Raw genomic sequence first — 21,889 nt, 5'->3', positions numbered from 1 at the left:
GCAATACCCCATGAAATATAGGGTTGATAGCCAATATAAGTTACTAAGTTATCAACAAAATTTGTGGAAAAAATACCAATCGATATATAAGATACCGAAGCGCGTTCTTCCACCCCTACCTACCCGATTCCAACGATAACAATCAACAAAATAACACGAAATTTGATCGACAGAACCCAGCTAACACAGATATTCCGGGAAAGCCGAATAAAGTGTTTACAGGACTTCGCCCCTTTAGGTCTGGATTCGCCAATTCACCAACCCCCGAACAACCCCCTTAAATAAAAAAGGCACCCCCTAAAGGATGCCTCTTGTACACTAATAAACTAAAAACTTGATCTATAGAATTCTTATTGCCTATTCCGGCTGCATTATTTTACATAAGCATCGGAATGCACTTTGGATACAGCCCTTCCAGACGGATCGTTCATGTTTTTAAAGGCCTCGTCCCATTCCAGGGCAATTCTGGTACTACATGCTACCGAAGGTTCCTGGGGAACACATAATGCAGCAGCATCGGATGGGAAATGCTCTTCAAAAATGGAGCGGTAATAAAACTCTTCCTTGGACGTAGGTGTCTGCAAAGGAAATCTGTATTTGGCATTGGCCAATTGATCATCCGTAACTTCGTTCTTAACAACCTCCTTTAGGGTATCTATCCAGCTATAACCAACTCCATCCGAAAATTGTTCCTTTTGTCTCCAGGCAACACTTTCTGGCAACATATCCTCAAAAGCCTTACGAACCACCCATTTCTCCATACGCTCACCGTTGATCATCTTATCCTGAGGATTGATTCTCATAGCCACGTCCATAAATTCCTTATCCAAAAATGGTACTCGCCCTTCTATACCCCAAGCTGCCAAAGATTTGTTGGCCCTTAGACAATCGTACATATGTAGCTTGTCCAATTTACGGACCGTTTCCTCATGGAATTCCTTAGCATTTGGCGCTTTATGGAAGTACAAATAACCTCCAAATAATTCGTCCGCTCCTTCTCCTGATAAAACCATTTTAATACCCATGGATTTTATCACTCTGGCCATAAGATACATTGGAGTGGATGCCCTAATTGTTGTTATATCATAGGTTTCCAGGTTATAAACGACATCTTTTATGGCATCCAATCCTTCTTGAATTGTAAATTTTATCTCATGGTGCACCGTACCGATATGTTCCGCCACCTTTTGTGCCGCTGCCAAATCGGGAGATCCTTCCAAACCAACCGAAAAGGAATGTAATTGTGGCCACCAAGCATCGGTAGTATCGTCCGATTCAATTCTTTTCTGGGCGTATTTCTTTGCAATAGCCGAGGTTACCGAAGAATCCAATCCCCCTGAGAGCAGAACACCATAAGGAACATCGGACATTAATTGTCTATGCACCGCAGCCTCCAAAGCCTCTTTAATAGCCTGTATGCTAGTCTCATTATCCTTTACCGCATCATATTCCATCCAATCACGGGAATACCATCTTTTAAATTCCCCATCCTTACTATGCAGGTAATGCCCCGGAGGAAACAACTGTATTTTGGTACAAGTTCCTTCCAACGCCTTTAATTCGGAAGCCACATAAAAAGTACCATTAACATCCCAACCTATATATAAGGGAATGATTCCCATATGATCTCTAGCAATAAAGTACTCATCTTTTTCAGCATCATAGATTGCAAAACCAAAGATACCATTCATTTCATCCAAGAAGTCGACCCCTTTTTTTTGATACAAGGCCAAGATCACTTCACAATCCGACTCTGTCTGAAAATTATAGGTTCCTGCAAACTGCTTACGCAACTCCCTATGGTTATAAATTTCACCATTAGCGGCCAAAACCAATTTCTTATCCGGACTGAATAAAGGTTGTTTCCCTGATGCCGGATCCACAATAGACAAACGTTCATGCGCTAAAATAGCCTTATCGTTAGCATATATCCCACTCCAGTCAGGTCCCCTATGTCTAATTTTCTTAGACATCTCCAATAATTGAGGCCTTAAAACCTCTGTACTCTCCTTTACATCAAATGCACATACAATTCCACACATACAATAATATTTATGTCAATTTTAAAGCAAATATCCAGTTAATATATATATTATAAAATACAAAACCCATAATTAGTTATAATTTAAAACTATTAATGATCAAATACTACTATATTGTCATAATATAAATGAATTCACTTACACCAACCCTCTATTTTGTAAGGTGTCCAAAATTTACCGACTTTTAATTCAAATTAATAGGAATACTACTTAAATTTGACAATCACTAAAACAAAAGAAAATGAAAAATTTACTTACGATTACACTTATGGTTATTGCTTTGGCCTTTAGTTCTGAGGCTATGGCACAGAAATTCAGCGGATTGGACAAGAGTCCAGCGGACATTGCCTCCTATCCTACTGATTATAAAGTTTCAGAAAAATTGGTTCGGGTAACTTATAGTCGCCCACAATTAAAAGGACGTTCAATTTCTGAACTTGCCCCAGCTGGAAAGGTTTGGAGAACTGGAGCCAACGAAGCCCCTGAAATTATTTTTTATAAGGATGCTACTGTAGGTGGTAAATCTGTTGCCGCTGGTACTTATTCCCTATTCACTATCCCAGGTGATAAGGAGTGGACCGTAATTTTGAACAAAAATTTAAATCAATGGGGTGCCTATTCCTATCAGGAAGATGCGGACGTAGTACGTGTACCCGCCAGTGTGAGCAACGCATCCGAATCATTGGACGCCTTTTCCATTGCTTATAAAGATGTTGATAATGGTACCCATATGGTTTTAGGATGGGGAAATACTAGAGTTTCCTTGCCAATTACCTTTTAAGGGAAATATTTTTTAAAAGAAAAAAACCGAAGTTAAGAACTTCGGTTTTTTTTTATGACTTAAGGGAATCTAAGCCTCCCCAAAAAAGGTTAAATATCCAAATCCTATTCAGGATCCAAACGCCTTTCTCCTGTTAATTGGAAAATACCGTCCTCAGAACTTGCCTTTCCACTTATTTTATCTCCGTCCGTGGTGATACTCACGGATACTAATTGGCCCTCCAAATTAAGCACAAATGTCAAAGTATTCTCTTCTACCTTAACATCCTGTGCCTTGCGTTCCCCACCTCTTAAAGCAACAATAACCGTAAGTATACCTTCCTTTTTAGAGATAAACAATATCCCCCTAGCATACTCGTAAGGCACATTTTCAGCAGAATACTTCCAATTGCCCAGAAAATTTTCCTCGCCAAAAAGTGTGGGACTTTTATTTACCTCAATAGCTAATTGATTTACATTTTGAGAAGCAAAGGAAGAATGCCCCAATAACATGATGCATACTACCAATCCAAACTTCACAATACCTTTAAAATTTTTCATCTCTTTATTTTTTTGAATCAAAATTGTTTTATACACAATAAAATTTATAATAAAACTGGGCAACTGGCATGCCCATAATATTTTTACTACTTTATTCCTTTGGTGGGCACAACACCATAAGAACTCCGTTTAGGCAATTTTTATTGTTTAAATTGCCATCAAAATAAGATTGCTATCACCCGGAACCCATGAGTAAAAATCACCTTCCCAGTGAACTCCCAACCCAAATTCAACTCCTTCAGGCGGAGATTAACCGCCTGCAAATGGAAATCAATGAAATAATACATAAAACATCCGTTTTTGAAAACCTTCTTCGTGCCGAAATCGAAGATGAATTAATTGAGGAACAAGAACTTTCACTGCTCTATAAGCAACAGAAAAAAGCAAAAAAGGCCAAACGTTTGGCACAAAAACAACGCGGAAAAAACTATGACCAAACAGGAATCCTTACCTCCAACCAATCGAAACCGATTCCAGAAAAAAATTCAAGGGAACAACAGTTAAGGAAACAATTGTACCGAGAGGCCATGTTATATGTACATCCCGATAAATTTTCTATGCAAACCGATAAATTGGATTTGGCTACGGAGATTACAACCCAGCTCATAGAAATATACCGATCCGGGGATTTGGCCGCTCTAAAAGCCTATCACGCGCACATTTTTAGTGGCAACACCTTGATAATGCCTCCCCAAATACAAGAACCCTCAAAAGGTCCCGAACTTGCGTACTTAAAGATGGAACTTAAAAAACTGCAGGAGGAATTGGCTGAGACTAAAAACAGGCATACCTACAAAGTATTGACGGAGTACAAAAACCCAATGAGCTTTGTGGACGAACTGAAGGCTTACTACAAAGACCGACTCATGAAACTCCGAAAGAGGACAAGATCGAAATAATAATCCAAAATAGATTGGCTATTCACCATAAAAGCCCTGAAAAACCTAATGTTTAAAACTTTGCTACCATCGCTTTAACACAGCAAAGGGATAAGTTTTGGGCCCTGGGGCTGTTGTTCCTTAAAAATAGGTATTTCATGGTTGAACGAAGTATTAAACAGCTTCTTTATAGCGTCTATAAAAAACATTCGTCCAATGCCCCAATAAAATGCGCTGGGTATCCCCCTTTTTTATAGTTTTGCAGACTTAAATTTGAGATATGATATCTGTAGATGCAATAGCGGTGGAGTTTAGTGGTGACACCTTATTTAGTGATGTTTCCTTTGTTATCAATGAAAACGATAAGATAGCCCTTATGGGAAAAAACGGGGCTGGAAAATCCACCATGATGAAGATAATTGCAGGGGAGCAAAAAGCGACCCGTGGTCATATTCGTTATCCAAAGGACGCCGTAATTGCCTATTTGCCCCAGCATTTACTGACAGATGACAGCTGTACCGTTTTCGAGGAAGCCTCCAAAGCCTTTAAGGAAATCTTTAGCATGCGCGATGAAATTGAACGCCTGAACAAGGAATTGGAAACCCGGACCGATTATGAATCGGACGCCTATATGAATATCATTGAAAAAGTATCGGACCTAGGCGAGAAATTCTATGCGCTAGAGGAAATAAACTATGAGGCAGAGGTTGAAAAAGCGCTGAGGGGACTAGGGTTTAAACGTGAAGATTTTCATCGCCTTACCAGTGAATTCAGTGGTGGGTGGCGAATGAGAATAGAACTTGCCAAGATATTATTGCAAAAGCCGGACCTGATCCTTTTGGATGAGCCTACCAACCATGTAGATATCGAATCTGTAATTTGGCTGGAGGATTTCCTTTTGAACAAAGCAAAGGCGGTCGTTGTAATTTCCCATGATAAAACCTTTATTGACAATATTACCAATAGAACCATAGAAGTAACCATGGGCAGGATCTATGATTACAAGGCCAACTACACCCACTACCTTCAATTGAGGGAAGACAGACGAAGCCATCAAATAAAGGCTTATCAGGAACAGCAAAAGTTTATTGCGGACAACCAGGCCTTTATTGATCGATTTAAAGGCACCTATTCCAAAACCAACCAGGTTACCTCCAGGGAAAGAATGTTGGAAAAATTACAGATCATAGAAATCGATGAAGTGGATACAACAGCCTTGAAGTTAAGGTTTCCTCCTTCCATACGTTCGGGCGACTATCCGGTTACGGCCGAAGGACTTTCCAAAAGTTATGGCGACCATGTGGTTTTCAAAGATGCCAATCTCTCTATTTCGCGTGGCGAAAAGGTTTCTTTTGTAGGGAGAAACGGCGAAGGAAAATCTACTATGATCAAGGCCATTTTGGGTGAAATTGAAGTAGAGGGAAAATGCAGTTTGGGACACAATGTAAAAGTTGGTTATTTTGCCCAAAACCAAGCCTCCTTGTTAGACCCTGAACTTACCATCTTCCAGACCGTAGATGAAGTAGCAGAAGGAGACGTACGTACACAGATCAAAAATATTCTAGGCAGGTTTATGTTTAGCGGTGATGACCTGGAAAAAAAGGTAAGTGTACTTTCTGGAGGGGAAAAAACCAGATTGGCCATGGTTAAATTGCTATTGGAACCGGTAAATCTTTTGATCTTGGATGAGCCTACCAACCATTTGGACCTAAAATCCAAGGACGTGCTTAAAGAAGCACTACTTGCCTTTGATGGCACACTTATATTGGTCTCCCACGACCGGGATTTTCTACAAGGACTTTCTCAAAAGGTGTTCGAATTCAAGAACAAACGCGTCATAGAACATTTCGAGACCATAGATGCCTTCTTGGTACGCAACAGAATAGAGAACCTTAAAGAAATAGATTTAAAGGCGTAATTCCCAAAATATCAATGGCGAATTGACACCCCAATCAAAGTCAACAAGAACTATAACCTACACTTTAGGATTTAAAAAAATTATCAAAAAACAATAGTTGGTATTGAATGGCATTAGCCCAATAATCCCAATTATGGCTTCCAGGTCGCTCTATATAATCATGGGGAATATTTCTTTCCATCAATTTTTGGTGCATTCTGTTATTGGCTTCATAAAAGAAATCATTAACTCCACAATCAAAAATGAGCTTTAGGTTGTCTTTTTTCAACAAATACACCATATTGATTACCGTATTATCTTCCCAATTGTCCCGATTTACGGCATAATCGCCCAAGCGTAGGGAGAGGTCCCAATTTTCAGGAAAAGGACGTATATCCAGTCCCCCGCTCATACTTCCAGCAGCTCCCCAAACCTCCTGATTTTTAAAGGCTAGGTAAAATGCCCCATGACCCCCCATACTTAAGCCCGTAATTGCCCTAGATTTTCTATTGGCCAGAGTATTGTATTTCTTATCCACGGCCTGAACAAGTTCTTCGGAAACATAGGTCTCATATCGCATGGATGGATCTACAGGACTATCAAAGTACCAACTGGTCTTACTTCCATCAGGACAGACTATAATCATGTTATATGTGTCCGCATACCCTTTAATGGCCCCTACCTTGGTTACCCAATCCGTATGGTCGCCTCCTGCTCCGTGTAACAGATAAAGCACCGGATAACCTTGCTTTTGCTCAGTATAGCTATCAGGCAAAATTACCAGATTGGCTATGGATTTATTCATTGATCTACTCTTGACGTTCAAGGTATCTATCTGGGATGCAAATGCACTTAGTACGGCACCAATAACAAACAGTGTAGTCAAAAATAGTCTCACTTTCATACAATTATCTTTTAATTATTTTACTTATAAATAGTTTGTTGATATCCGCCGGTTATGAAGGAAAAACATATCTAGTTATCCCAAAGAATGTTCCAGCATACGGCATTTTCAAAACTAAGTAAAAAAGTCAAAACACTCTTCTTTAACCGTACAAAATGAATCCGTGGAGGAATTAATAGATTTTTCCACCACAAAAGACCTGGAATACCCTAATTAAGTATAAAGTATGAGATTATGCGATAACCTTATGCCCTTCCGGAAAGGGACGGTAGGCATAATATTGAAGTACTTCCTCAATGGCAGCCTTCATGGCCTTGTTGATAGGTAGAATACTGTTGCCCATCCTAAAATCTATTTGATTGAGGTTCATATAGTAGTCCGTAAAAATAGGCACGTATAGTCCATTCTTCATAGCTGCTTGGGCATACTCGTAACGTTCGGCCTGATTCTCCTTAATGATCTTGCAGGTGGCCAAACGGAGTTGTCCCAGTTTATCCCTGCTTGCCCCATATCCAAACAGTCGGCATATTAATCCACGATACTTGTAATCGCCGCAGCTTCCGCTATTACTATCAAGCACAGAAAGTGGCCTGTACAAATGGCACAGAGAACTGCTATTTACCCTTAATTCCTCCAAGGTAGTTTCTGCCTTCCCATTTAAAAAGAGATGGAAAGCCCATGGCAAAAATTCCAAAGGGGAAGCATCTATATCCGGATGGGTGCAACATTTACCGCAACCTGCTTTACAGCCCAGACCCGATTCGGATTGAAAAGTAGCTATCTCCCGATCCAAAACGGCGAATAACGCCTCAACTGCTTTTACCCTACTTTCCATGGACATAAATATTTTGCGCGAATGTACGCCAATAAAGGTATTGTGCAACAATTATTTAAGGTAACTCTTCGGGAAAATTCCGACCAAAAAAATACATCCCCTTCCTTGAAAATGAGTGATAAAAATATCCGTTAGCTTCCTAATCCACCTTTTCCATTTCCATCCAAAACGGAAATATATTTTTGTTGTCCACTGCATAAAAAGGTAAAAGCTTGCCCGTCATTTTTGGAAAATAAACCTTCTCCATCTGAATTATATCGGTATTCCCATCTTTGTTTTCCATTTGTCTTACCAGGGTATTGGCTTCCAAAACCATTTTACCATTGGCTGCTACCGGCTTTACAAACTTAAATGTAATATCATAATAGCCCTCTTCAATATCAGTATCCCAATGACCATAAATTTCCTCTTGGTTCCAAATACCGCGTTCCCCACCAGCATCATTCCTATTTAAAATGACAGGGTTTTCGTTTGGGGTACCGACCAAAATTTTTGGAGGGTTCACAAGATTTTCAGAAATGATCAACTCATTGTATATTTTATCCAATTCCTTTTTAAGGTCTATGGCCAATGCTTTATTCTCCTTTAACACATTGTACTGTTCATATGGATCCTTGGTAAGCTGAAACAATTCGAACTCTTCAATAGTGGCGTTATAGTCCGTTTTTCCCACTAGTTTATACCCAGCTTTTTGAATGGCCATATTATTGTACAACTCGGGATAACGCCGGGACCAATAAAAAAATAAGGAACGATCGGCCCACTCTACTTGCTGGCCCTTTATTAAAGGAACCAAGCTTTTACCATCTATTACCCTGTCTTTGGGCATTTCCACATTACAAATTGCGGATAAGGTAGGCAGAACATCCAAATGCGCAGTCATAGTTTCCACATCTTTATTGCCTTTGGAAAGAGCTGGATATTTCAAATAAAACGGCACTCGGACACCCCCATTGTAAACATCTCCCTTAAGTCCCCTCATACCACCCACATATCTGGTTTGTTGGGGACCATTGTCTGTCATAAAAATTACAAGCGTGTTTTCAGTGAGCTTCAAGTCTTTCAATTTTTTGAAGAGTTTCCCTAGATTGTCATCAATATTGTTGACCATGGCGTATACCTTTCTAGCATCTTCCTTGTCCTTCTCGCTCATTTCGGGAAAAGGCTTACCGTCCTTACCAAAACCAGAAGAGGGGTCTATGTCCTTGTATTTTTGATAATAGGAATCAGGAACTTGCAAAGGGGTATGAGGTGCATTAAATGCCAAATAACAGAAAAAAGGGGACTCCTTATTTTTATCAATAAAATTGATGGCTTGATCGGTAAAAATATCCGAACAATACCCGTCATAAGGCTCTTGCTGGTTATTATGCCATAGTACAGGGTCAAAATAACTTCTATCCCCTTTAAAATAAGTGGTAATATCTCCAACCTGACCCATACCCCCAGAAAGATGAATTACGGATTCATCAAAACCTTGATCACTTGGCCTACTCGGAAAGTTATCGCCTAAATGCCATTTACCAAAAGCCCCGGTACTATAATCGGCCTGTTTCAACATTTCAGCAATGGTTACTTCGTTGGAAGCCATAATGGCTCCCCCATTGTAGGTGTCCCGCATTCCTGTGCGCAAGGAATATCGTCCTGTCATTAAACTGGATCTGGTGGGAGCACAAACAGGAGAAACGTAAAAATTATTGAACCTAACACTTTCACTTGCCATGGCATCAATAACCGGTGTCTGCACATGGGGGTTCCCCGTAATCCCCAAATCTCCGTACCCTTGGTCATCCGTAATGATCAAGATTACGTTGGGATGTTGTTTGGATTGACCCTTTGCACCAACGGTTAGACTTAAAATTAGGAAAAGAATAATGCGATGTTTATACTTCAAAATCATAAGAAATAGTTTCAAGTTTTGTTGATTCCTTTTTAAGTCAAACTGAATAGGAGTACAAATTACTTAATTTCGCATTACCACTAAAAGTCTTTACTAGAATCTTAATAAACATTATTCCATTATCTAAGGGCTAACAATCCATTCCTTTTTCAGGGCAATTAAATTAGTGACCAGCAAACCTGTTTTCTGGACACGGTTACCGGCACAATGCCCTAAAATCAGATTTTCGGGATCTAGGAAGTACAATGCCATAGGAACAAGGGGGTTCACGACATTAAAAAAACTCAGTTTGCACTTCCGGGATGGAGCAAATCCCACTAGAAGTACAACAGTTTTATTGCTTAGTTACCACTTCTCAAGAATGTTATAGTTTAATTGTTTTAAGTTTTATTGGCCCTCCAAGCCTCAAATTCTTCAGCAATTTTTTTATCCACTAAAGGGTATAGTCCAACAATTGATCGTCCATTTTGTACATTTTCCATCACGAATTCCTCGAATAGGGTCATTTGCAAACATTCGTCGGCCACCTCATCGGCAATAGCGGCAGGGATTACCATAACCCCATCATCGTCCCCTACCAAAATATCTCCTGGAAAGACAGCCACATCACCACATCCAATGGGTTCGTTAATGGCAATGGCCTGGTGCAAGGTAAGATTGGTGGGTGCCGATGGTCTATTGTGATAAGAGGGAATATTCAACTCGGCAATTTCAGCGGAATCCCGGAAACCGCCATCTGTTACAATTCCCGAGACCCCTCTTACCATCAATCGGGTGACCAATATGGAACCCGCGGAAGCAGCTCGGGCATCCTTTCTGCTATCAATAACCAAAATAGCGCCTTTGGGACACTCTTCAACCGCTACCCGTTGTAGATGTTTAGGGTCCTTGAACACTTCAATAGTATTTAAATCTTCACGGGCCGGTATATAACGTAAGGTATAGGCCTCCCCTACCATAGTAGGCTTACCCAATTTTAAGGGTTTAATGTCCTGAATAAATTGTTTTTTCAATCCTTTTTTAAAAAGACAGGTAGCAATAGTGGCGGTACTGACTTTTCTTAATTTCTCTTTTGTAGAATTTGTTGTGTAGTCCATATTGTTATGCTCTGGTTATCCCTATTTATTCCGCTCTTTGCCAAGCTTCCTGAAGGAAGGTCAAATCCTTTTTCATTTGTGCAAAGACTTCTTTTTTATCTATGGTGATTTCAGTCGCGCCGTGTTCAGCACCACCCAACCCGTACTCCAAGTGCAGGGAAACAGGCACGTTTATTTTATATTTTTTGAGCAATGAAAAGTAGCGATCAAAATCTACCATCCCCTCCCCCAACGGAGTATTGATGGGCTTCCATTGTCCATTGACGGTTCCCCATTTAAAATCTTTAATGACTATGGTTTTAATAAAAGGTCTAATAAGTCGCAACCCGAGTTCCCAACTGCTGCCCCCTTCCACAACGGCGTGTCTTATATCATATTGGCAACCAATATTTGCATTTTTGGTAGCCTGAAGAATAGGCGGTAAATCCCAAATGGGCGCCCCTACGTGATTGCCTGCATGATTTTGATAACAGCCGATAAGACCCAGCTGTTTATTTAGAACTTCCAAATTCTTCAATTGTTCGCCATAGATAGTCTGACTTTCAGAAATCTCCCTGTTCTCAGGATAGCTTAGCCAAGCAGTACGATAATGGGAAAATCCACTTTTGCTGGCTGTTTCCAACACGGATCTATGTTCCTTGTTATTAACATCAATAACGTTGGTGGTCATCAGTCTAGGGTTTAGACCATATTTTTTCATGGCCTCGACCGCCTTAGGCAAATCCTCCGATACGCGATCTGGCAATACGTGCCCCTCTGGCCTTACCGTCAAATCCAATCCGTCAAAACCCATTTCCGCCGCCGCCTCGGACATATCCTTATAGTTAAGGAACTGAAGATGTTTGGAAAATAAATGCACTTCCAGATTCCCGCTCGATTTGGAAATAGGATTAAAAATGGATTCATCAAATCCCATCAATGGTAAGGCAGCACCAGCCATTGCGGCAAGTTTAACAAAATCTCTTCTTTCATAAATTGTCCTTTTCTTCATTTTATAGGTTGCTTTATAGATTATTACACAGTTTTTATGTTAAAAATTTGTTAGTCCAACAAATATACGTATTTTTGGTTAACCAATCTGGTTAACCAATTAATAATTATAAGTGCTACATAAAATTCATTAATTATGACAAGACTAGTAACATTATTTTGCTTTTTGTTTATTATCGGCGCTTGTGGGGAAAAGACCAATCTTAATACCAAAACCGTAGGCACTCCTGAAGAATTGGAAGAAGCCATAAAAAATGCACAGGCTGGGGATAACATTGTGATGGCCAATGGTATATGGAAAGATGTCCAAATCAAATTTATAGGTGAAGGCACAGAAGACAAGCCAATTACAATTAAAGCTGAAACACCTGGAAAAGTTTTTATTGAAGGGGTATCCGATTTAAAATTTGGAGGGAAGTACTTAGTGGTCGATGGTCTGCACTTTAGAAATGGTCATTCCCCGAGCGAAGCAGTATTGGAATTTAGGGTGGCCGAAAATATGATAGGCAATCACTGCACCGTTACCAATTGCGTTATTGAGGATTTTAATAAAATGCATCGTGATGATACGGATCTTTGGGTTCAATTTTGGGGAAGACACAATACCCTGAGCAACAATTATATTGCCGGGAAAACAAATCGTGGCCCAACTATTAGGGTGGATCTGGAAGGCAATGAGAGCATAAAGAATTACCATCAGATCATTAACAACCATTTTGGGCCTAGACCTCCAAAAGGGGGGGCAAGTGGCGAGACTATTCAAATTGGCAATAGCTATTCATCAATGTCCCCAAGTTATACAAAGGTTGCAAATAATTTATTTGAAGAGTGCAATGGCGAAGTTGAAATTATTTCCAGTAAAACCAACTTCAATGAGTTCAGAAATAATGTATTCTACAAAAGCGAAGGTTCTTTGGTAACAAGACACGGTAATTATTGCACTATTGATGGCAATTACTTTATTGGCGATGGTAAAAACGAAAACATAGGAGGTATCAGAATAATCAATACTGGGCATTGGGTAACCAACAATTACTTCTACAATATAAAAGGGAAGAATTTTAGAAGTGCCCTGGCCGTGATGAACGGAATTCCAAAATCACCCCTAAACAGATACAATCAGGTTACAGATGTAGTGGTCACTTATAATACCTACATAAATTGCGATTCCCCCTGGCAATTCGGAGTTGGTCAAAATTTAAGTCAGGAAGATGTTTTGCCTTCTTCTGAAATTCGTTCAGCCAGACCCATAAGGACAATAATTGCCAACAACGTAATTTATAATGAAAAAGGTGATGCTTCACCGGTTGTGGAACACGATAAGGCCGATGGAGTGACCTTTAGAAGCAACGCCATCAATAATCAAGGCGTGGATTTTAAAGCTTATGACGGATTGGAGGCTGTAAATATTGATGTTAAAGAAATTGGTGAAAATATTCTAATCCCTTCTTCCAAAATAGCTATTGAACCTTACCAAGGGTTTGAATTTGAAAAAATTTCGAAAGATTTAGTTGGAAATTCCAGGGCCAAAAACAATTCTATTGGAGCCTTCACGAATACGGATTTTAAAGACCCAAAAATTTTGGACCGGTCCAAATATGGTCCAAGTTGGTATTCAGCTACAGCAGAAGCTCCTCAACCTAAAATGCTAGTTGTTGCAAAAACAGAAAATCTACAAACAAAAATAAATGAAGCGGATAATGGAGATATAATTTCACTGGAAGCGGGAAATTATGATATCCCGAAATCCTTGATAATCAATAAAAAGCTGACCATTCAATCTTTGGATAAGTCAAAAGTTGTCCTAAATTATTCAGGAGCAGAAAATTCACCATTATTCCAACTTCAACCTAAAGGCTTTTTAAATCTGAAAAATGTAACATTAAAAGGAAATAATGCCCAACATGCATTTGCCAGTTTAAAAGAAAATATGTTTACACATTTTGGGTTAACGGTTGCCGATTGTGATATCAATGATTTTAATTATGTCTTAAAGGTCTATAAAGAGTCCTTTGCAGAACGTATCACCTTTGAAAACACTTCAATTTTAAACTGCGAAAATGGTTTGGAACTATCAGAAGAAACTAATGATCTAGGAGATTATAACACTGAATACCTAACTATAAATAATTGCCGGTTCTCCAATGTAAAAAGCAATGTGATCGACTACTATCGTGGAGGTTATGACGAATCTACCATTGGTGGGAATCTGTTGGTCACCAACAGCACCTTCACAAATTGTGGGGCACAAGAAAAAAGTGGAATTCTGATCAACTCCCATGGCATTGTAAATGTCGATATTTCCAAAAACACCTTTAAAAACAATCCGGTAAAACTGGTAGCCTTACTTTGGGGAGCGAAAAACAATACCTATTCGGACAATGAGATAAGCAATTCAGGGGAAATCCGTGTTGAAGAGAATTTAGAAATGAAATTACTGTACTAAACCAATCCCCCTTTCATTAAGCCACTTTGCAAGGATCACATCCAATGTTTCTAATTAAAAAGAAATAAACAAAAATTAAAACCTATTAAAATGGCCGCCATAATTGCAAAATTATTCGTACCAGCTCATATAGCAGTAATAAATAGCTCTCTTAATACCGCTAAGAGGTCCAATAATCAAGATTCAAAAACCACAATTTATCCAAGCGATGTAATACCATTGCTTCTAATTTGATTAGATCTTATAAGGTCTATTATTTAGCGGTCTTTTGGAATAAAGAACCTTAATCCCAAATTCTTTTTTGAATACCCCCTATACAATACTCTCTTAGAGCAAAATTCATATTTGCCGAATTAGCAATTTCACAGATAGAATATTATTAATTAAAGATAAAACAGATGGATTTAATGTTAAATATTTGGTGGTTCCACAAATTTGCGTATTTTTGGTAAACCAATCTGGTAAACCAATTTTTACAAAATCACTTTCGCTATGTTTTTTAATGGCTTTCGTTATCGTAGAAGTGCAGGTAAAACCATCTGATAGAAGGTTTCTTTTAGATTGTTGAAGAAATTATCCTTGCCGTTAAAAAAATAACTTTTTACGGTTTTTATAGAAAACATAACCCATATAATATGAACTTTAAAGTATTCAATTCGGTTTCGGTACATTATTTATTCATGATAAGTACCATTTTGCTATTTATTAGCTGTAAAGAAAACAAAAAACAAGAATCTACAGACAAAACTGACAATGTAGCCTTAGGTCGCAGTGCAAACGACATCATACCATTTTTTCAACATTGGAATTTGATCCTAGGTGATGGCTCTAATGTAGGCCAAGCACTTGACTATGAGAACAAGAATTTCTTTTATACTGCGAGTGATGATCATGGGGATTGGGTCGTATTCAAAACTCCAAATGCAGGAAATACCCATGGTACCTCGAACAATACAAGAACCGAATTGGCCCAATTAAAGAAGTGGTCACCAATGACAGAAGCTACTATGAAAGCTACCCTAAAGGTAATGAACGTGTCAACTACCGGCGATGCCCGCGTTGCTTCAACGTATTCAGTAGTGGTTGGTCAGATTCACAGTGCAGATGGGCATGAAAACGAACCACTTAAAATCTTTTATAAAAAATTTCCTGGGCATGAAAAAGGCTCTGTCTTTTGGCATTACGAAATAAATACTGCAGGTGATGATAATTCCAAAAGATGGGATTATTCATATCCTATATGGGGCTATGACTTTTCTGTTGTCGGTACTGATGAAAACACCTATCCCCCTGAACCGGTTGACGGAATTGCTTTAGGTGAAGAATTCACTTATGAAGTAGTCATTAAGGAAGGTATGATGTATCTAACATTCACGAGTGAAGGCCATGAGACCAAAAAATTCACTAAAAATCTTATTTCCTCTGAATATGCAAATCTTTCGGACATGCCAGAGCAAACCAAGAAATTATTTGTACCCATAGGGCAGGATGGCCTTGAGCGCAAAGAAGCGTATACCGGCGAGGGCCTATTTTTCAAATTGGGCACGTATAACCAAACCAACGGGAAAGACCCTAAAATCAATAAAGTCTGGTGTTCTGGTGCCGAAACCCATGGTGGTGATATACAAAAACAATATGCAGATGGCAATTACGCCGAGGTTTGGTTTAAATCAGCAGATATCACAATCAGCGATGATGCCATTTCGAATGCAGGTTATTTCGAAGCGAATGATGGCTTAAGTTCGAAAACGGTTTACCCAAATGAGGTAATTCCTTTTATGGATAAATTTAAAATATTGTTGGGTGACGGCACGGAGGTGGAAGATATCACGGAGTTCGAACACAAAGATTTCTTCTACACCGTGATTGACGGTACAAGACGTTGGGTAGTCTACAAAACTCCAAATTCTGGTGTCACTTCAAAAAACTCCAGTAATACAAGAACCGAACTACACGAAAAAAGAGAATGGCTCCCTGAAGATGGTGGTAAACTAACAGGTACCTGCAAGGTAATGCAGGTCTCCATTTCTGGAGATGCCAGAGTTGCTGCCTCTTATTCAACTGTTGTCGGGCAAATTCACAGTGGTGAAGGACATGAAAATGAACCACTAAAAATATTTTACAAGAAGTTTCCTGGTCACACTAAAGGTTCGGTCTTTTGGAATTATGAAATCAATCCAGAAGGTGATGACAATTCCGGAAGGTGGGAATATTCCAATGCTGTTTGGGGGCACGATATGTCTGTCATTGGAAAAGGTAAAAACGACTATCCCGCTGAGCCTAAAAATGGAATTGAATTGGGTGAAGAATTCAGTTATGAAGTAAATGTTTATAAGGGAATCATGTATCTAACCTTCAAAAGTGAAGATCACGAAACTAAAACATTTACCAAAAATCTAATCTCATCTGAATATGTAAAAAATTCGGACTTTCCTGCACAGATGAAGAAATTATTTGTTCCCATAGGTCAAGATGGAACTGAACGTACCACTGCTTATAGTGGAGAGTTGAATTATTTTAAACAAGGGGCGTACAACCAGACCAATGGAAAAAGTCCCGAAACCAATATGGTTTGGTTTGCAGGTGCGGAAACCTATGGAGGTGATATCGCCAAACAATATGAAAATGGCTGTTATACGGAAGTATGGTTTAGGGAAGCAACAGTAGGTCAGGGTACACCACCAAAGTAAATGGAATTGATTTACATAAAGCAGTTGATCGCTATTAAAAAAGAGTAAAGACATATTAAAATCATAAAAAAATGAAACGATTTAGTAAAAAGTACATCACCACAAAAGAAATGGAATGGGAAGAACTTGGAGGAGGAGTATCAAGACAGTTTTTGGGGTACGATAACCAAATCATGATGGTAAAAGTGAAGTTTGAAAAAGGAGCATTAGGTTCCCCACATAAACATTTTCATACACAAGCTACCTATTGTGCTTCAGGTAAATTTGAATTTGAAATTAATGGAGAAAAGAAAATTGTAGAAGCAGGAGATGGAGTTTATATTGAACCTAATCTATTGCATAGTGCAGTTTGTTTGGAAGAAGGGATACTAATTGACACATTTAGTCCTGTAAGAGAAGATTTCTTGAGCGGTGGAGAGGTATCGTATTTTGGAGATAAGAAGTCATAATAAAAAAAACGCCCTTTTCGGGAAGACTTTATGTCATAAACAACACATATGAATTTAAAAGGAAAAATAGCCATTGTTACAGGTGGCACTAGAGATATTGGAAAGGCCATTTCCATTAAATTGGCCAAGGAAGGTGCTAAGGTTGTAGTAAATTACTATAGCAATGAAGCAAATGCCAAAGAAACTCTGAACGCAATTAAATCGGCCGGTGGGGAAGCCATCATTGTCAAGGCGGATGTGACCAAGAAATCCGAAGTAGATAGACTCATAAAGGAAACCATTGGCAATTATGGTGATACTATAGACGTACTGGTAAACAATGCCGGTGGCCTGGTTGCCCGAAAGACAGTAGCTGAGATGGACGAAGCTTTTTTTGACAAGGTGATTAAATTAAATCTTAATTCAACTTTCTTGGTCACCAAGGCAGTTTTGCCCCATATGAAATCTGGGGCCTCCATAGTAAATATAGCCTCCCAGGCCGGTAGGGATGGTGGGGGCGGTGGATCTATAGCCTATGCAACATCAAAAGGAGCTATAATGACCTTTACTAGAGGTCTGGCCAAAGAGGTGGGCCCAAAAAATATTCGGGTAAATGCCCTTTGTCCCGGTATGATTGCCACCACCTTTCACGACACCTTCACCACAGATGAAGTACGGGAGAAAGTAGCAGGAATGACCCCACTTCGCAGGGAAGGCTCGGCAGAGGAAATTGCCAATGCAGTGGCCTGCCTGGCATCTTCTGAAACTTCCTTTATTACAGGGGCAAACATCGATATTAACGGTGGACTTGCCTTTTCATAGAATAGATCAAATACGAATTTGATAATTTCTACAAGCTCCAATTAGCAGATAGAAAAATTTAACACACAAAAATTGTAATTAAATTTTTAATTAACAATTAAATAACATATATTTGGTAAACCAAACTGGTTAACCAATTTGGTTTACCAGAAAAACTTAAAACAACAAGACCATGTTAAAAGAAACACACTTAATAATAAACCCTAGAATTTAACAAAAAAAAAGGACGGGCGCACACCCATCCTTTTGTAAAAAGATTACTTCATTCTGAAGGGAAGTAATACCAAAACATGCAAATAATACTAATTACATATTTACTGCAAAACTAAGTAATTTCATTGAATATTAGTGCAGCAATGTGTTTTAGTAAGTTGAAGGATTAAATGTGAACAATATCACATTAAAGGTACCCACGGCAAATGAGCCAGAATTTATTACTAACTTAATTAAATCACTAATGAAATTCAAAACCAATTTAATTCTAACAGTAGTATTGTTATTCAATATTGCACTGTTCGCCCAAGATGGACGAATACTGTCCGGAACGGTAACGGATGCTGCCCAGATCCCAGTGCCTGGAGTGAATGTAATTATAGCCAATACTACTACCGGTACGGCAACCGACTTTGATGGAAATTACCAAATTGAGGTAAAAAATGGGGATGTACTACAGTTCTCGTCTTTGGGCTTTGTAAGCCAATCTATACCAATTACAAATCAAGAACAATTGAATATCACCCTGCAAGAAGATGCAAGTCAACTTGATGAGGTTGTGGTAGTTGGATATGGTACTATAAAAAAATCACATCTTACCGGAGCGGTAGCCAAAGTAGGCGGGGATGAGGTTGCTGCTGTTCAAGTGGCCCGTGTGGATGATGCTCTGGCAGGTAAGTTGTCTGGGGTAAGGATTCAAAATCAAAGCGGAGAACCTGGTGCCGATCCAAAGATCCAAATAAGGGCAGCTTCATCTGTTTCAGGTGACTCAGGGCCGTTAATTGTTGTGGATGGCTATCCAATTTCAGGTAATCTAGCAACCGTTAACCCTAACGATATAGAAAGCTTAGAGGTATTAAAAGATGCTGCTTCAGCTGCTATTTATGGTTCTTTGGGTGCAAATGGTGTTATTTTGGTAACCACCAAAAAAGGTAAAGCAGGAAAAGTCAATTTTAATTACAATTCATATACAAGCACTTCAAGCAAGTATGTAAAGGACATTGAAATGCTTAAGACTGCAGGGGAATGGGCCAATGAGTTACAAACTAGTGCTTATGATCTTTCCGAAACCGACCCAGGTTTATTGGCTTACAGACTGGATGCATACGCTAATGCGCCTGATGTAGTAAGTATAGAAGATTGGCTTTTCAAAAATGGTAGTTCAACTAGCCATGATTTCAGCGTGAGCGGAGGGTCTGAAAATATAAAAGCTTTTGCCTCCCTTGGCTATCTGAACACTGAAGGTATTGTAAAAGGGCAAGGTTATGAAAGATATAACGGACGTATGAACCTAGATGCCAACTTGGGTGCCAAATTAAAGGCCGGATTGAGTATGAACGGATATTATGGCAAGCAAGATATTGTTCCTTGGGAAATGAGAGATCTTTTGAGATCATATAGCATAAGTCCTATATACCATACGCAAGCCTCAATAGATTTCGTTCAACAATTGGATCAAAAAAGACAGGCATTATTTAATTCTGGATTTACAGGAAATAACATAGGCAGATCATTTGACCAAGATTATAGAGGTATAGGTCTGGATCCTACAAGTATCTATGATCTGCAACCAGGTGATGTAGTTCACGATTGGCAATACGGTAGAAATCAAAATGGTATTGGAGGAACAGGAGATGCAGGTGTAGCGGCGAAGTTTGATAATTCACAAAGATGGAAAAAGACATATTTTGGGAACGTAAGTTCTTATCTACAATATGAAATCATAGAGGGTTTAAATATTAAAACCGTTTTTGGAGCAGATCTTGAAGATACCCAGACCTACGAATATCACGGAATATTATCGGATGGCCAACAACGTTCCAATCAAACAGAGTTGGATATATCCAATATAAAAAAATCTACCGTGTTAAGTACAACTACTTTAAATTATGCAAAAGTATTTGCTGATAAGCACGATATTTCTGCGGTGGCGGGAATGGAGTTTGTAAATACCTATTATAAGGGAATTGTCAACAATGGATCGAACGTCCCATTTGGCCTACCTTTAAATTATGACTTTTTTGATCCTGCAGATGTGATTACCAACGAGATAGATGAGACTCAATCAAGAAATGGTTTTTTTGGAAGAATTGCCTACGCGTTTGATGATCGTTATCTATTATCGGCATCCATTAGGAGAGATGGTGATTCACGATTTGGAGCCAATGAAAAATACGCAGTATTCCCAGCACTATCCTTAGGCTGGAATATTCATAATGAATCTTTTTTCGGAAATGCTGATGCGTTTAGCCTATTTAAACTTAGGTTTAGTACCGGGTCTTTAGGAACCGCTTCCTTCTTAGGGTCATACAACTCCTTAAGTATTCTAGGTACCTCACCGACCGCTTTCGGGACAGGGTTTCTAATTCCTGAGGATATAGCAAACCCAGATCTAACATGGCAAACCAATAAAGAGACAAACTATGGGGTTGATACAGGGTTTATAAATAACCGAATTAGATTGAGTGTAGATTACTATACGTCCGATGTACAAGATATGTTGATCAATCAAAGTGTTTCTGAAGTTCTTGGAACACCAGCTATAAAACTTAATCGCGGTGATGTGACCAGTTCCGGTTTGGAATTTGAACTTAATACAAAAATAATTACCAATCAAAACTTCTCTTGGAATATCAACGCCAATTTATCAACTGCTAAATCAGAAATTACCAATCTAGGTGAACTGACCGAACTGCCCAGGCAAATTTACGGTGGACCGAGTGGTAGAGGTCCTGAATTTAGAAACTATGTAGGAGGTGAAATTGGTGAAATGTGGGGTTATGAAGTAACTGGTGAGGTTGAAACGATACATATGTCAGATCCATCCAGAGGCGTTGGATTTGGTGCCGGAGAATGGTATGTTGTAGACCAAAACGGTGACGGAGAAATTACCTATGAAGGAGATTATGTAAAGTTAGGATCCGCAACACCGGATTTCTATTGGGGACTTTCTAGTTCCATGAGCATAAAGAATTTTGATTTTTCGTTCCAATTCCAAGGATCTCAAGGAGCAGAACTTTACAATATAGACCCCATTTACTGGAAATCACAATTTGGAGGTAGATTAAAGTCCAGTTTTGATGCCAATAATGACGGTATTGCTGATGCCAGTGGCAAGTTTTATCAAGAGACTAGAAATGCACATGGTTCTGGGATTCAAGATGCTTCCTTTACCGCTCTAAGAAACATAACCTTAGGGTATACTCTTGATCCTGACTTAACGGATAAAATTGGCATAGGTTCTATGAGGGTATATGTTGCAGCCACCAATTTGTTGTATATAATGGCAGATAATTATACCTCATTTAACCCTGAAGGTGTAGAGATCGAAAATGATGGTTATGCGGGTCCAACCACCTACGGATACCAAGAAGGTGCAAGCCCTATTGTGAGAAGTTTTACTTTGGGTGTAAATGTTAATTTTTAA

General features: G+C 39.0%; 15 protein-coding genes. 8 read left to right on the top strand and 7 right to left on the bottom strand.

Translation table 11 applies throughout. The annotated features are described in order from the left end of the window. Positions 1–371: 371 nt before the first annotated feature. A complete protein-coding gene (asnB, locus tag KO529_RS02620) occupies positions 372–2,042 on the bottom strand; it encodes an asparagine synthase B (RefSeq protein ID WP_215946377.1) in 1,671 nt (556 codons plus the stop codon). A 241-nt stretch (positions 2,043–2,283) separates the two neighbouring features. On the opposite strand from asnB, the gene KO529_RS02615 reads away from it, so the two are divergent. After that, on the top strand, positions 2,284–2,823 hold the full coding sequence (locus KO529_RS02615) for a DUF2911 domain-containing protein (RefSeq protein ID WP_215946376.1): 540 nt from the start codon (positions 2,284–2,286) through the stop codon (positions 2,821–2,823). 104 nt (positions 2,824–2,927) lie between these two features. Here KO529_RS02615 and KO529_RS02610 read toward each other — a convergent pair whose 3' ends face one another. Next, a complete protein-coding gene (locus tag KO529_RS02610) occupies positions 2,928–3,362 on the bottom strand; it encodes a hypothetical protein (protein ID WP_215946375.1) in 435 nt (144 codons plus the stop codon). Positions 3,363–3,550: 188 nt separating this feature from the next. Between KO529_RS02610 and KO529_RS02605 the strand changes: the two genes are divergently transcribed. Together KO529_RS02605 and KO529_RS02600 are read left to right on the top strand one after the other, a co-directional pair. Next, positions 3,551–4,261, top strand: a complete 711-nt coding sequence (locus tag KO529_RS02605) for a hypothetical protein (RefSeq protein ID WP_215946374.1) — start codon at positions 3,551–3,553, stop codon at positions 4,259–4,261. A 259-nt stretch (positions 4,262–4,520) separates the two neighbouring features. Next, positions 4,521–6,158 carry an ABC-F family ATP-binding cassette domain-containing protein gene (locus KO529_RS02600; protein WP_215946373.1) on the top strand — a complete coding sequence of 546 codons (1,638 nt, stop codon included), beginning with the start codon at positions 4,521–4,523 and terminating at the stop codon, positions 6,156–6,158. Between the two features lie 64 nt (positions 6,159–6,222). Here KO529_RS02600 and KO529_RS02595 read toward each other — a convergent pair whose 3' ends face one another. From KO529_RS02595 to KO529_RS02575, 5 genes are all read right to left on the bottom strand, one after another. Beyond that, positions 6,223–7,041: an alpha/beta hydrolase gene (locus KO529_RS02595; protein ID WP_215946372.1), complete on the bottom strand. Its 819-nt coding sequence runs from the start codon at positions 7,039–7,041 to the stop codon at positions 6,223–6,225. Between the two features lie 232 nt (positions 7,042–7,273). Continuing rightward, entirely contained in the window at positions 7,274–7,876 is a 603-nt protein-coding gene (locus KO529_RS02590) for a YkgJ family cysteine cluster protein (protein WP_354667761.1), read from the bottom strand. 139 nt (positions 7,877–8,015) lie between these two features. Beyond that, complete coding sequence (locus tag KO529_RS02585; protein WP_215946371.1) at positions 8,016–9,776, bottom strand: arylsulfatase; 1,761 nt, start codon at positions 9,774–9,776, stop codon at positions 8,016–8,018. Positions 9,777–10,156: 380 nt separating this feature from the next. Continuing rightward, positions 10,157–10,873 (bottom strand): ribonuclease activity regulator RraA, encoded by a 717-nt coding sequence (locus KO529_RS02580; protein WP_215946370.1) that lies wholly within the window; start codon positions 10,871–10,873, stop codon positions 10,157–10,159. Between the two features lie 25 nt (positions 10,874–10,898). Then, a complete protein-coding gene (locus KO529_RS02575) occupies positions 10,899–11,864 on the bottom strand; it encodes a sugar phosphate isomerase/epimerase family protein (protein WP_215946369.1) in 966 nt (321 codons plus the stop codon). A 135-nt stretch (positions 11,865–11,999) separates the two neighbouring features. Between KO529_RS02575 and KO529_RS02570 the strand changes: the two genes are divergently transcribed. The 5 genes from KO529_RS02570 to KO529_RS02550 all read left to right on the top strand — a co-directional run bounded on the left by KO529_RS02570 (position 12,000) and on the right by KO529_RS02550 (position 21,889). Further along, a complete protein-coding gene (locus tag KO529_RS02570; protein ID WP_215946368.1) occupies positions 12,000–14,309 on the top strand; it encodes a chondroitinase-B domain-containing protein in 2,310 nt (769 codons plus the stop codon). Positions 14,310–14,944: 635 nt separating this feature from the next. Next, positions 14,945–16,999: a polysaccharide lyase family 7 protein gene (locus tag KO529_RS23635; protein WP_354667760.1), complete on the top strand. Its 2,055-nt coding sequence runs from the start codon at positions 14,945–14,947 to the stop codon at positions 16,997–16,999. 71 nt (positions 17,000–17,070) lie between these two features. Further along, positions 17,071–17,448, top strand: coding sequence for a cupin domain-containing protein (locus KO529_RS02560; RefSeq protein WP_215946367.1), 378 nt, complete (start codon positions 17,071–17,073; stop codon positions 17,446–17,448). Positions 17,449–17,496: 48 nt separating this feature from the next. Further along, the gene (locus tag KO529_RS02555; RefSeq protein WP_215946366.1) at positions 17,497–18,249 is read left to right on the top strand and encodes an SDR family NAD(P)-dependent oxidoreductase; all 753 of its coding nucleotides are present in this window, start codon (positions 17,497–17,499) and stop codon (positions 18,247–18,249) included. Between the two features lie 457 nt (positions 18,250–18,706). Then, positions 18,707–21,889 (top strand): SusC/RagA family TonB-linked outer membrane protein, encoded by a 3,183-nt coding sequence (locus tag KO529_RS02550; protein WP_215946365.1) that lies wholly within the window; start codon positions 18,707–18,709, stop codon positions 21,887–21,889.

Source organism: Arenibacter algicola (assembly GCF_018860365.1).
In the GTDB taxonomy this organism is placed as follows: Bacteria; Bacteroidota; Bacteroidia; order Flavobacteriales; family Flavobacteriaceae; genus Arenibacter; species Arenibacter algicola_B.
Note: the sequence above shows the minus strand (reverse complement) of the source record. Positions and strands in the feature narration are given on the sequence as shown.